This is a genomic window from Bacillus sp. 196mf, assembly GCF_003217275.1.
GTDB lineage: Bacteria > Bacillota > Bacilli > Bacillales > Bacillaceae_G > Bacillus_A > Bacillus_A thuringiensis_S.
The window spans coordinates 1-12,582 of the sequence record NZ_QJTG01000004.1; the positions used below are offsets into that span (position 1 = coordinate 1).

Genomic DNA, 12,582 nt, shown 5'->3' on the forward strand with positions numbered 1-12,582 from the left:
GGTTGGCACTATCAAATGAAACAATACCGCCATTCTCTTAAGAATTGTGGCATAACTCAAAGTATGTCTCGCAAAGGAAACTGTTATGACAATGCCGTTATTGAAAATTTCTTCGGTATTATGAAATCGGAATTTCTGTATCGAAAAGAATTTGAAAGTATAACACATTTCAAACAAGAATTAGCAAAGTATATAGAATACTATAATCATAAAAGAATTAAGGCAAAATTAAAGGGTATGAGCCCAGTACAATACCGGGCTCATACCCTAGAGGCTGCCTAATGAAACGACCTGTCTAACTTTCGGGGGTCACTTCAAACGGAAGTATTGGCTTTTTTATTTTTCTACAAACGTAAGGATTAATAAAATAGGGTGGATTTTAAACCAATCATTATAATAGATATAGGCTTATAATTGTGCTATATTCAATGGACTTATAGTGAATGTGGTAAAAAACTAATTTGGCATAGGTAGACGCAGCGTTAAAGTTTATAAGTTTTTAATGTGATACTAAAAATGGATTGAAAATAAGGAGATAGATACATAATGGAATTTTGGGAATCAAGTTTTATCGAAAAACAAACGATGTGGGGATTTGAACCTACAGAATCTGCAATTTTGACAAAAGATTTTTTTCTTGAAAAGAACGTTAAGAATATATTAGTTCCGGGTATTGGATATGGAAGAAATGCAAAGGTTTTTATCGATAATGGTATAAATGTAACAGGTATTGAAATTTCGAAAACAGCGATCGATTTAGCAAGAGAAAACGGACTAGAAGATGTTAGTATGTATCACGGTTCAGTAAACGAAATGCCTTTTGATAATAAACTGTATGATGGGATATTTAGTCATGCACTTCTTCATTTGTTGAATGAACAGGAAAGAGAGAAATTTATTGAAGATTGTTATAATCAGTTAAAACCAGGCGGATATATGGTTTTTACAACTGTTTCTAAAAAAGCTCCCATGTACGGAAAAGGAAAACAGTTGGATAAAGATTATTATGAGATAATGGAAGGTGTAAAAATGTTCTTTTATGATTCTGAATCTATAAAAAAAGATTTTAATCAATATAGATTAGTAAAAGTTTCGGAAATTGATGAACCAAATAAGAACATGGCAAATAAACCTTCAATCAATTTCTTAATGATAAAATGTAAGAAAGAACGATAACTAAAAGTTATTAAGAATGATTAAAGATGTTTATATATTGATTATGCACAAATAAAAAGGACAAGCATATAATATAAATACCTTTTAACTTTAAGTAACCTTAACTTTCGTTAATAGGGTATCTCAAAATCCCCAAAAGAGCACTTGCGGAAACAAGTGCTCTTTTATTTGGAATTTTAAACCATAAATATTGAATAAAATGTTAAACTGAAAAGAGCACTTGTTTTAATTAAGAGTGTAGTATATGAATGGAGTGTTATTGAATGCAAACAAGAAAAGCCTATCTATATGTATTTGACACGATGTCTGATTGGGAATACGGACATTTAATTGCTGAACTTAATACAGGGAGATATTTCAAAAAAGATGTAGCGCCTTTTAAAGTAGTTACAGTTGGAATAAATAGAGAAACGATTATTTCAATGGGGGGCTTGAATATAAAGCCGGATATTTCCCTAGATGAATGTATCCTTGAGAGTAACGATTTATTAATTTTACCTGGAGGGAATACTTGGAGTGAAGAAATACATAAACCTATTTTGAAAACAGTTGGTGAAGCTTTAAAACTTGGTACAATTGTAGCAGCAATTTGCGGTGCAACTATAGGTCTTGCAAATTACGGTTACTTGGATTCTATAAATCACACAAGTAATAGTTTAGAGTATATGAAAATGGTTTGTCCTACTTATAAAGGAGAAAATTTTTATGAAGTGGGACCTGTAGCGTCTAGTAGAAACCTTATTACTGCATCGGGTGTAGCGCCTCTAGAATTTGCCATGGAAGTACTGAAAAAATTAGATGTATTTGCGCCGGATACACTTCATTCATGGTATAAATTGAATGAGACTCATGAAGCAGAATATTTCTTCCAGTTAATGAATTCAATTAATAGCTGAGTAGTATGTCGAAAGAAAATTATATTTTAAATGATGCGAAAACTAATAACAAAATAATTTTATGAAAATAAAAGGTAAGGGTATTCCTATGAATATATGAGGAAATATCCTTACTTTTTATAGTATTATTTCCGAATGACAAATGTAATGGCATTTGTTTTTAATCGAATGTGTCTTTCATTACGAACTATATTATAAGCTAATTCTTTTATTTCAACTTTTACTTCTTTCCATCCTTTATAAATACTTTTTAATAGGCGTATCATTTCTTCAGTTAGGAGATTAATTTCAATTAAAGCCTCTAATTCTTCATTCGTTTTTAAATCAATTTCTTGTATGTTAGAGTTAATAATTAAACAATTAATACCACCGTTTTTTGTACCTCTTTTCATAGATTGGAGCACGTTTTTTAAATCTTCTTCTGATTTAACATGCTCTAAACTTGATACTGCAACGATATAGTCATAAGTATTAGTTCTAATATGATAGTTTTCAATTGCTGCTTGTTCTGTTTTTATAACCTCGAATACGTCATGTTCTTTGCTATAAATTTGTAGCTTTGTTAAAGCGGAATTAAGTAAATCAACACATGTAACAGTTCCGCTAGCATTTTTAATCTTTTGTGCAATTGGAATGCTATTTCTACCGACGCCAGAGCCAAGGTCAAGCACTTGTAATTTGTTTTTCTCTTCAAAGTAGTCCATTAAATCTATAACTGTTTTAACCGGCTTGTGAAGCCAAGATCCAGTTTCAAATAGTTTATATTGTTCATAGCAAAGATCGTGATAGTTCTTTTCTTCTTGTCTTATGTAATCGATACGGTTCATATTGTTTCAGCTCCAATATTTTTATTACAAAATGAATAGGTGGGGCAGCCTTTAACATTTGTTTGAATTCGAAAAATACCACCAGCATGTGGATACTCTTTTAATTCGTCATCCGTCATTCTTGTTCTGGCTGTTGTAACATATAAATCAGTTAAGTTAGGTCCACCAAATGTACATGATGTTACATATAACGCAGGAATTGGAATACTTAATATTTGTTCTCCAGTAGAGGGATTCCATCTAGTTATTTTTGAACCTCCCCAATGTGCAATCCATAAACAACCTTCTTCGTCAATTGTCATACCATCAGGTAGACCATCATTTTCAGAGAAAATGATTACATCACTTGGATTATGAATGTCTCCAGTACGTATATTATATTGATAGCGAACCACTTTTTTAGTAGGTGTATCTATAAAGTAAAGGGATGTATGATCAGGTGACCAAGCGATTCCGTTTGAAGTATTTACATGTGAAACTTTTTTCTCTACACTCAAATTATTATGTAAACAATATAAGGAACCTGCAGCATTCATACCGTATGTATCTGTAGTACCTGCCCAGAAACGACCAGCTGGATCACATTTTCCATCATTAAAACGATTTTCTATTAAATGAGGTTCGGGGTCAAAAATATGTGTCAGTTTTTCGGTATTTACATTAATAGAATAAAAGCCTTTTTCCATAGCTAAGAGTAGTACATCCTCTAAATATGGAACAACACAGCCAATTTGTTGATTGAGAGCGATTACTCGGTTCGTATTGGTAGTAGGATTATATATGCATAATTTTTTCTCCATAATATCAACCCAATATAAAAGTTGCTTTTTTTCATTCCAACATGGTCCTTCAGCTAAACTTGCTTTAACATTTAAAACTAAGTCTATATTACTGAACAAGATGTTCACCTCGCGTTATAAGATATTAATATAATTCGATAAGAATAGAGGTAAACCTTTTAGTCAGAGGATATTATGATTTGTGCTCTAGAAAACTAATCTTCTCAAGTGATTAAAAGGTTTATAAACACGGAGAGGAAAATGCATATGATGTTTTATGAGATTGTTTGCTTTTCTTGTAAGAATATATTTCGTGTTTACGAAGGTAGTGAAAAATATAAGCGATTTAAAGAGAAACCAAAAGGGGCATATTGTTGTGATGAGTGTAGCCACAAAATTCAATTAGAAGCGATAAAGAATTTTTTTAGATAATTTTACGATTTCGATTCGGAAAAGTTTGACAATAAAAGTGTTATAAATTATCATATTAAAAAACTAATATTTAAGGCATAGAAGAGAAGAGTAGTTAAGAAAGAATACGTACAGAGAGCTCTGGTAGCTGAGAAAGAGCGGTATACATCTTAATGAAAAAAGACTTGGAGCTGCGCAAGGAACTAATTTAGTTAGGGATGGTGCGACGGGTTCTCCCGTTATAGAGATAGGGTATAAGCATATTTTGCCGTACCTGAAGAGGTTAATATGGTGACATATTAACAAACTGAGGTGGTACCGCGAAGCTAACAACTCTCGTCCTCAAGATGAATAATCTTGAGGACGAGAGTTTTTTTGTTGCATAAAACTGGAAATGAGAAACAAAAAATAATTGAGGTGAGTAATATATGCATTGGGCGTATGAAGTAGCACATGAATTAATTAGGAAACATCCAAATAAAGAAATGTTTGTTTGTGCATCTGGAATTAGTCCGTCAGGTTCTGTTCATATTGGGAACTTTCGTGAAATCGTAACGACTTATTTCGTAGTAAGAGCACTTCAAGATTTAGGGAAAAAGACTCGTTTTATATTTTCGTGGGATGATTATGATAGGTTTAGAAAAGTTCCAAAAAATATTGATCCATCTTTTGCAAAGTATATTGGTATGCCATACTGTGATATTCCAGATCCGTATGGATGTCATAACTCGTATGCGGAGCATTTTGAAAAAGAGTTTGAAAAATCGCTTCAAGCATTTGGAATTGAAGTAGAATTTATTTATCAACATGATGAATATAGAAGCGGAAGATATAACGAAAATATATTAGAGGCCTTGTATAAAGGAAAAGAAATATATGATATTTTAATGGGTTTTAAAACTGGAGAGTGTAGTGAAGAAGAGCGAGAGAGCTTTTATCCAGCTACATTATATTGTGAGAGATGCGGAAAAGATACAACAACTATTACACATTTTGATGAAGTATTAAAAACAGTCCGGTATGAATGTGAATGCGGAAATGAAAAAGAGTTATCCGTATTAAATACAAATAAAATGAAACTAAACTGGAAAATCGATTGGCCGATGAGATGGATGATAGAGGATGTTATTTTTGAACCGGGCGGTAGAGATCATTCATCAGAAACGGGTAGTTATAATGTATCAAAAGAAATTGCAAGGAAAATATTCAATCGAGAAGCACCTCATTACGTTTCTTACGATTTTATTGGTATTAAAGGGAATCATGAAAAAATGTCTAGTTCTTCAGGGAATAGTATTACACCAAGCGATTTATTGAAAGTGTATATACCAGAAGTAATTCTCTTTATGTTTGCAAAATACAAACCAGGCGCTGCTTTTCATATTGGGTTGGATGAAGATGTGATTCGTAATTATACAGAGTATGAGCGATTGAAAGATAGTTATGAAAATAAAACGCTCAAAAATGAAGATTTATTTGATGCAATTAAAATCTCTAGAGTTGATAGTGAGTTTAAAGAATATCCGAAATTTAATCAAGTAGCAGGAACGTTACCATTATTAAATTTTGATTCAACTATTTTACAGGGGATATTAAAGAAAATAGATAGGAGCTATGCATTAGATGAAATGAGAGCGATAAGTAATCGCGCAGAGTATTGGATAAGAAACTTTCAATCTGAAAAATTAATCGCGGTAAATGAGGAGAAAAATGCAGAGTTTTTTTACTACACATTAGATGAAAGGCAGAAAGAATGGCTAGTAGAAGTTTGTAAAATACTTCGTTCTAATAAAGATTACTCTAACTTAATGGAGCAATTATATGCGATTTGTCATCATGAAAATAAAAAAATAATGAAAGAAAATCAAAAACAATTATTCACTATTATATATAAGCTCATTATGAATCAATCAAATGGTCCTCGTATACCATTATTAATACATGTAGTAGGCATAGAAAAATTCATCACACTATTAGATTTCTAAAACACAGTTAAAAGCAACGCAAGTACCAAAATTTCTAAGTACTTGCGTTGCAAATTTTACTATCGTGAATACATTTTCGGACATTCATCACCACTTGGTTCATAAAAACAATGGCTTTTAAACTGTCCTACAAATGGCTGGTTATACCATTCAGGTGGACAAGCTCCAACTGGACGGAAATACCAAAGAGCCCATCGTGCAGGCCAGCGCCATTGACCTTGTAAAACTTTTCGTGCGATTTCTTTTTCTGATTCACGAGCGCGTTGATAAAAATATCCATATTGTACTGCTTCAAATCCGCCGGGGCTTTGATATACAGCGTCTCGCACGGTACGGAGTTGTTTAAAATCTAAGCAATCACAAAATACACGGTTTACTACAACGCATCCAACTAACTCCTCACCTTGGCGACCTTCGCCTTCAGCTTCAGCGCGAATTAATCGAGCTAGTAAATCAACATCACTTTCGTTGTATGGAATAAGGGGCATAGTGATACCACCTTTCTGTTATAGTAAAGAGTGTATGTTATAAAACAATCTGCGTGCTTTTTTACATAAAAATAACATTTAATTTTATGAGGAGCTTGTATAAAAAAAGCTAATTAGTAATAGTAGATAAATATAAAAGGGAGAGGTATTATGTATCGAATTCATAAAGACCATATCATTTACTCAATGTCACCAGAAAATAAGCCGTGTATGGAAGTAGAAATTGGGAGCAGTCTTGTATTTGAAACATATGATTGCTTTGAAAATCAAATCAATTCTGAAGATGTTGTGTTTCAAGAATTAGATTGGAACCGAATTAATCCAGCGACTGGACCTGTATATGTTAAAGGAGCAGAACCTGGCGATATATTAGTCGTAACGATTGAAAAAATTGAAATTGCAGAGCAGGGCGTTTTAACTACAGGTGCAAACCTTGGTGTAATGGGTGATGAGTTAAATGAAAATACAGTGAAAATTGTCCCAATACATAATGAATATGTTTTGTTTTCAAGTGAACTACAAATCCCGATTAATCCAATGATTGGGGTAATTGGTACTGCACCGAAAGAAGAGAGCATTTCATGTGGCACACCGCATGATCACGGCGGGAGTATGGACTGTAAAGAAATTAAAGAAGGAACAATATTACTACTACCAGTTAATGTCCCAGGAGCACTATTAGCATTAGGTGATTTACACGCAGCAATGGGTGATGGTGAAATTGGTGTTAGTGGTGTAGAGGTTGCTGGTGAGGTAACGGTAACAGTTCAAATCATAAAAGGAAAACAATGGCCATTACCAATGGCTATTCAAAAAGAAAAAATGATGACGATTGCTTCAGAGAAATTGTTAGATGATGCAGCAAATCGTGCTGTACGTAATATGGTGACATTTTTACATGAAGAATTAGCAATGTCTAAAGCTGATGCAACGCTTTTATTATCGGCAGCAGGTAATTTAAAAGTTTGCCAAGTTGTGGATCCGCTGAAAACAGCGCGTATGGAACTAGGAATGGATTATGTGGAGAAACTAGGATTTATTTTTAGTAAATTTCATATTAAATAGATAAGGGACGAAAAAGGATACTTTTGTATAAAAGCATCCTTTTTTAATTTACGGATTTTGTGAAAAGAGGTAGTATTTATTCTATATAAGTATATTTGAGATTGCGGATTAAAAAGGAGTTCAATAATGGTCAAAATTATGATTGTAGAAGACGATATGAAAATTGCAGAACTATTATCGACACATGTTGCGAAATATGGTTATCAAGGAGTTATTGTATCGGACTTTCAAAATGTATTAAACATTTTTTTAGAAGAACAACCAGAGTTAGTTTTATTAGATATTAATTTACCGAGTTTTGATGGGTACTTTTGGTGTCGTCAAATTCGCGGAGTTTCAACATGTCCGATACTATTCATTTCGGCCCGTGAAGGCACGATGGATCAAGTTATGGCGTTAGAAAACGGTGGCGATGATTTTATTCCGAAGCCTTTTCATTATGAAGTTGTAGTGGCGAAAATTCGTAGTCATTTAAGACGTGCATATGGAGATTATGCACCGAAACTAGAAGAACGAATGATTGAGCAACATGGCCTTTGTTTATATCCTGAAAGACTTGTATTGAAACTTAGAAATGACGAGATTGATATAACGAGAAACGAAGCTATTTTATTAGAGACATTAATGAAAAATTATCCGCGTGTTGTGAGTAGAGAAGTGTTACTTAATAAATTATGGGATAGTGAATCTTATGTTGATGATAATACATTAAGTGTAAATACAACACGTGTGCGTAAAAAGTTACAAATGTTGCATATAGAAGGTGCGATTGAAACAATTCGTAGTGTTGGATATAGATTTCATATTACTTGGGATAATGGTATAGAAAAATGATAAGGTTGTTTATACGTGATCATATACCACTTATTTGCTTTACCATAATTCAACTACTAGCTATATTTCTCGTATATTGGTTTGATGGGCATAATCATATTACAACGGCGTTATATGCAATGTTTCTAGGTGTTTTCTTTATGGGAAGTTATTTAATGTTTCGTTATTTTACACATCGTTCTTTTTATGAGCGCTTAGCAAACCCCATGCAATCTTTGGATGAATCTGTTCAAAAATCTGATTTTGCAGCTGTATCGGCTGCTCTTCAAGAATTACTTGAGGTGCAATATAGACATTATCAAAATCAGCTGCAAATGCAAGAGAGAAAAAATAATGACCATTTAACCTTTATGAATCAGTGGATCCATCAAATGAAAACACCTTTATCTGTAATAGAATTAATTACACAGGATGAAGTAGATTCACGTTTTGAAAGTATAAATGAGGAAACTGATCGATTAAAAAAGGGATTAGAAATGGCTCTGTATGTCGCACGTTTAGAAGCGTTTACACAAGACTTTTATGTAGAAAGGGTACAACTACATAAAATAGTGAATGATTCGGTACATGAACATAAACGATTCTTTATCCGGAATTTTGTATATCCAGAGCTTGAAATTGATAAGGATATTACTGTAGAAAGTGATGTGAAATGGTTACAATTTTTAATCGGACAAATACTATCGAATGCGATTAAGTATTCATCAGGTAGTAGAGAAAAGATTAAAGTGAAAGCTTGTAAGGAAGGTAATACAGTTGTGCTTGAAATTATCGATAATGGTGTAGGAATACCAAAGCAAGATTTACCAAGAGTCTTTAAACCTTTCTTTACAGGAGAAAATGGTAGAGATTTTAAAGAATCAACAGGGATGGGACTATATCTTGTATATGAAATTACGAAACAATTAGGACATAGTGTAGAAATCAATTCAGAGGTTAGTAAAGGTACAGTTGTACGAATTAAATTTTTTAATGTGTAGATAAGTGATCTAGGCTAAAAAACTTTGGAGATAGGTTTTTTAGCCTTATTTTATAGCAATTATATGAAATAGTAAAAGGTCATCTTAGTATGTATAATGACACGTTAATAAATACGGTTGTTAAATTAGAAGGATTTAATAATAAATTGATAAATAGATTTTGTAAGAAAAAAGCTATCCCTTTGAAAGAGGTAGCTTTATGTATCCATCCTTTGAATAAGTGTATTAACATGAATAAGTATAATGTTCAAATTCGTGATATTTTTTGTGGATTATAATAGAATTAGTCTTTTATTTTTTCATGATACAGTATTGTAATTAAACAAACAAACTTAATAATTTATATCCAATTAATCCTAAAATAGTAATAGGAACCATCATTAAGAAAGAAGAAATTCGATTAGCATTAGAGCGTTCTAATACAAGAATCAAGATAATCCCGACTATGACTTCGGTATATCCAACAGGTAACATGTGACTATAGTGTTCAAAATTTAAAAGAATGTGAAGTCCATCCGTTACAAAAACTCCACTTAAAAGTGCGCTTCCGAATTTATGAAGTGGATTTGTAGTATCTTTCCATAGAAAACCTGCAATTCCAAAGATAGTTCCTCCTATACATGCACATACAATCCATACAGATATAAAATAAATAGAGTGAGCTACATTTTTAATAACTATTGCATAACCATAGTAGCCTAATACCATACCGAGTAGTGCAAGGATACCAGAAAGTATAGCTGAACGCTTAGAATAACTAAAGCTAGCCACAAAAAAGGATGGAACTAACCAAACGCTTCCTAGATTAGCTAATGAATTCCAGTGTCCAGGAAGTATACTTTGCCCCAATTTAGTTAGTATACCAACAATAATCCCTACTATAATCGGGATGAGAAAAATCCTTAAAAACATATTTAACTTTGTGATTTTTAATGTCCTGTCCATAAATTCAATCCTTACATTATTATTTTCTGTAAAGATATAATAGCTTATCACAAGGGAATAATCAATAAAAATTTATCGAAAAACAATAAGTGGTTATTGGGTAACGAATAACATTTTGTTTTTATATAAAATTTATATAAGAGAGAGTGCTTAGAAGTTTACTACTGGGGAAATCTAAAGGACGTATTACAATCAATGTAATTTGTGCTTGTTCAATATGAAGCTAAGAAATGATAAATAAGCCTAAAAGAAAGCAATCTTTTTAACAGCACAAATAATTGCATTTACTCATACAGTACTAGTATGGTACAATATGGTTATTAATGACGGAAAGGAATGATGGGTGGACGATGATTAACTAATCTTATTTTTAAATGTTGAAATGAAATAAATTTCAATTTATAAAAATTAGGATTAGTCTGCCCAATTCCAAACAACGGTATTGCTATTTGATTTGCGTAATAGCTTATTTGGGTATAAATAATGTAACGACTAATCCTGCCAAAATTACTTTGGGAGGATTTTTTTGTTCTCCCTTAATGAAAGGGATCGGTAATATGAAAGAAATTTTAAAATTAAATGATGTTTACGTTGAAATAATGGAAAATACTTTGTTAGAAAAAATGAATGTAGCAGTGAAACAAGGGGATGTTATCGGATTAATTGGTAAAAATGGTGCTGGTAAATCAACGTTACTTCAATTAATAAATGGAAAGATTGAGCCTTCAAAAGGGATTGTTGAATGGCAGCAAATGAATATGACAACCGCATATGTTGAGCAAGAAATAGAATCTTTTATTAGTAATGATGTGATTTCGCAAGAAGCAGAACTGCTTGCGAAATGGGGCGTGCCAACGAACGACTTTCATACTTTAAGTGGTGGTGAAAAGCTGAAAGTACGATTAGCAAAAGGATTTGCTGAAAATCCTAATGTCTTAATATTAGACGAACCGACAAATCATTTAGATGAGATGAGTACAGAATTTCTCATTAAGCAAATTAAAAATATGAAAGGTACAGTTATCGTCGTATCGCATGACCGATATTTTTTAGATGTTGTCGCAACAAAAATATGGTCAATTGAGGACAAAAAATTAATTGAGCATAGTGGTAATTATACGAGCTACATGAAAGTACGTGAGCAAAGAAGGAAGTCGCAGCAGCGTGAATATGAAAAGCAGCAAAAAAAGATAGAACAAGTAGAAACACATATAAAAGAATTGAGTTCATGGTCACAAAAGGCACACGCGCAGTCTACAAAACAAGAAGGTGTGAAAGAATTCTATCGTGTAAAAGCGAAGCGAATGGATGCACAAGTGAAGTCAAAACGAAAACGACTCGAAAAAGAGCTGGAGAAAACGAAAGTAGAACGTGTGAAAGAAGAATATTCAGTTGAGTTTTCTATTCAAGCGAACAAAAAAGTAGGAAAACGCTTTTTAGAAGTGAAGCAATTAAAAAAAGACTTTCATGGGAAAGCATTATTTGAAAACGTTAATTTTACAATTCAGCACGGTGAGAAAGTTGCGATTGTTGGACCAAACGGTAGTGGAAAAACAACATTACTGAAGATGATTATGGGAACGGAAACTGCTGAAGGAGAAATATGGATTTCACCATCTGCAAACATAGGCTATTTAACACAAGAAGTTTTTGATTTACCGCTTGATAGAACACCGGAAAATTTATTTTTTAAAGAGACGTTTGAAGAAAGAGGAAAAGTCCAAAATTTAATGAAACATTTAGGATTCCAAGCGTCTCAATGGAAAGAGCCGATTGAGCATATGAGTATGGGAGAAAGAGTAAAATGTAAGCTAATGGCTTATATTTTAGATGAAAAAGATGTACTCATTTTAGACGAACCGACGAATCACTTGGATCTACCTTCACGTGAACAACTTGAAAATACATTAGCTGAGTATAACGGAACATTAGTAATTGTATCTCACGATCGATATTTTCTGGAGAAAACAACTAACACAAAACTCGTGTTTTCAAACAATACGATACAAAAGCAGCTAGAAGAACCTACTAAAACAAGAGATGATATTGAAGAGCTACGTTTAAAGTTAGAAACAGAGAGACAAGAAGTATTAGGAAAATTAAGCTTTTTAACTTCTAACGACAAAGAATATAAAGAACTTGATGAACGATTTATAGAACTTACGAAGCAGATTAAGGCGCTATAACGTAAGTAAG

Annotated in this window: 13 protein-coding genes and 1 other annotated feature; of the genes, 9 read left to right on the forward strand and 4 right to left on the reverse strand. The window is 32.6% G+C overall.

All coding sequences use genetic code 11. From position 1 onward, the window contains the following. The 3 genes from ATL10_RS08285 to ATL10_RS08295 form a co-directional block, all read left to right on the forward strand. Positions 1-282 (forward strand): IS3 family transposase (locus ATL10_RS08285; protein WP_142669942.1); only part of this gene is annotated, 282 nt, incomplete at its 5' end. Between the two features lie 264 nt (positions 283-546). Next, the gene (locus tag ATL10_RS08290) at positions 547-1,176 is read left to right on the forward strand and encodes a class I SAM-dependent methyltransferase (RefSeq protein ID WP_000397611.1); all 630 of its coding nucleotides are present in this window, start codon (positions 547-549) and stop codon (positions 1,174-1,176) included. 263 nt (positions 1,177-1,439) lie between these two features. Further along, positions 1,440-2,072: a type 1 glutamine amidotransferase family protein gene (locus tag ATL10_RS08295; RefSeq protein WP_061660663.1), complete on the forward strand. Its 633-nt coding sequence runs from the start codon at positions 1,440-1,442 to the stop codon at positions 2,070-2,072. Positions 2,073-2,197: 125 nt separating this feature from the next. On the opposite strand, the gene ATL10_RS08300 is transcribed toward ATL10_RS08295, so the two are convergent. Beyond that, positions 2,198-2,899: a class I SAM-dependent methyltransferase gene (locus ATL10_RS08300; protein ID WP_090976683.1), complete on the reverse strand. Its 702-nt coding sequence runs from the start codon at positions 2,897-2,899 to the stop codon at positions 2,198-2,200. Beyond that, entirely contained in the window at positions 2,896-3,798 is a 903-nt protein-coding gene (locus ATL10_RS08305) for an SMP-30/gluconolactonase/LRE family protein (protein WP_090976685.1), read from the reverse strand. The genes ATL10_RS08300 and ATL10_RS08305 overlap by 4 nt, the downstream gene beginning before the upstream one ends. A 141-nt stretch (positions 3,799-3,939) precedes the next feature. On the opposite strand from ATL10_RS08305, the gene ATL10_RS08310 reads away from it, so the two are divergent. Further along, entirely contained in the window at positions 3,940-4,110 is a 171-nt protein-coding gene (locus ATL10_RS08310; protein WP_000551042.1) for a DUF2197 domain-containing protein, read from the forward strand. Between the two features lie 69 nt (positions 4,111-4,179). Then, positions 4,180-4,436, forward strand: a binding site (T-box leader). A gap of 81 nt (positions 4,437-4,517) precedes the next feature. Then, the gene (gene lysS / locus ATL10_RS08315) at positions 4,518-6,074 is read left to right on the forward strand and encodes a lysine--tRNA ligase (protein ID WP_110496718.1); all 1,557 of its coding nucleotides are present in this window, start codon (positions 4,518-4,520) and stop codon (positions 6,072-6,074) included. A gap of 59 nt (positions 6,075-6,133) precedes the next feature. On the opposite strand, the gene ATL10_RS08320 is transcribed toward lysS, so the two are convergent. After that, complete coding sequence (locus ATL10_RS08320; RefSeq protein ID WP_001128402.1) at positions 6,134-6,562, reverse strand: cell wall hydrolase; 429 nt, start codon at positions 6,560-6,562, stop codon at positions 6,134-6,136. Positions 6,563-6,712: 150 nt separating this feature from the next. On the opposite strand from ATL10_RS08320, the gene ATL10_RS08325 reads away from it, so the two are divergent. From ATL10_RS08325 to ATL10_RS08335, 3 genes are all read left to right on the forward strand, one after another. After that, a complete protein-coding gene (locus tag ATL10_RS08325) occupies positions 6,713-7,627 on the forward strand; it encodes an acetamidase/formamidase family protein (protein ID WP_110496720.1) in 915 nt (304 codons plus the stop codon). Between the two features lie 126 nt (positions 7,628-7,753). Beyond that, the gene (locus ATL10_RS08330) at positions 7,754-8,461 is read left to right on the forward strand and encodes a response regulator transcription factor (protein WP_000238993.1); all 708 of its coding nucleotides are present in this window, start codon (positions 7,754-7,756) and stop codon (positions 8,459-8,461) included. Beyond that, the gene (locus ATL10_RS08335; protein ID WP_002094028.1) at positions 8,458-9,441 is read left to right on the forward strand and encodes a sensor histidine kinase; all 984 of its coding nucleotides are present in this window, start codon (positions 8,458-8,460) and stop codon (positions 9,439-9,441) included. Before ATL10_RS08330 ends, ATL10_RS08335 begins: the two co-directional genes overlap by 4 nt. A gap of 318 nt (positions 9,442-9,759) precedes the next feature. Here the strand turns inward: ATL10_RS08335 and ATL10_RS08345 are convergent, their stop codons facing one another. Further along, on the reverse strand, positions 9,760-10,386 hold the full coding sequence (locus ATL10_RS08345; RefSeq protein WP_000376270.1) for a DUF6518 family protein: 627 nt from the start codon (positions 10,384-10,386) through the stop codon (positions 9,760-9,762). A gap of 557 nt (positions 10,387-10,943) precedes the next feature. On the opposite strand from ATL10_RS08345, the gene abc-f reads away from it, so the two are divergent. Then, positions 10,944-12,572, forward strand: coding sequence for a ribosomal protection-like ABC-F family protein (abc-f, locus tag ATL10_RS08350; protein ID WP_100910579.1), 1,629 nt, complete (start codon positions 10,944-10,946; stop codon positions 12,570-12,572). Positions 12,573-12,582 lie beyond the last annotated feature (10 nt).

Excerpts from the sequence above, each read along its gene's own strand:
- ATL10_RS08325 (WP_110496720.1), top strand. The coding sequence starts at position 6,713 with ATGTATCGAATTCATAAAGACCATATCATTTACTCAATGTCACCAGAA.
- lysS (WP_110496718.1), top strand. The coding sequence starts at position 4,518 with ATGCATTGGGCGTATGAAGTAGCACATGAATTAATTAGGAAACATCCA.
- abc-f (WP_100910579.1), top strand. The coding sequence starts at position 10,944 with ATGAAAGAAATTTTAAAATTAAATGATGTTTACGTTGAAATAATGGAA.
- ATL10_RS08310 (WP_000551042.1), top strand. The coding sequence starts at position 3,940 with ATGCATATGATGTTTTATGAGATTGTTTGCTTTTCTTGTAAGAATATA.
- ATL10_RS08345 (WP_000376270.1), bottom strand. The coding sequence starts at position 10,386 with ATGGACAGGACATTAAAAATCACAAAGTTAAATATGTTTTTAAGGATT.
- ATL10_RS08330 (WP_000238993.1), top strand. The coding sequence starts at position 7,754 with ATGGTCAAAATTATGATTGTAGAAGACGATATGAAAATTGCAGAACTA.
- ATL10_RS08300 (WP_090976683.1), bottom strand. The coding sequence starts at position 2,899 with ATGAACCGTATCGATTACATAAGACAAGAAGAAAAGAACTATCACGAT.
- ATL10_RS08335 (WP_002094028.1), top strand. The coding sequence starts at position 8,458 with ATGATAAGGTTGTTTATACGTGATCATATACCACTTATTTGCTTTACC.
- ATL10_RS08320 (WP_001128402.1), bottom strand. The coding sequence starts at position 6,562 with ATGCCCCTTATTCCATACAACGAAAGTGATGTTGATTTACTAGCTCGA.
- ATL10_RS08290 (WP_000397611.1), top strand. The coding sequence starts at position 547 with ATGGAATTTTGGGAATCAAGTTTTATCGAAAAACAAACGATGTGGGGA.
- ATL10_RS08295 (WP_061660663.1), top strand. The coding sequence starts at position 1,440 with ATGCAAACAAGAAAAGCCTATCTATATGTATTTGACACGATGTCTGAT.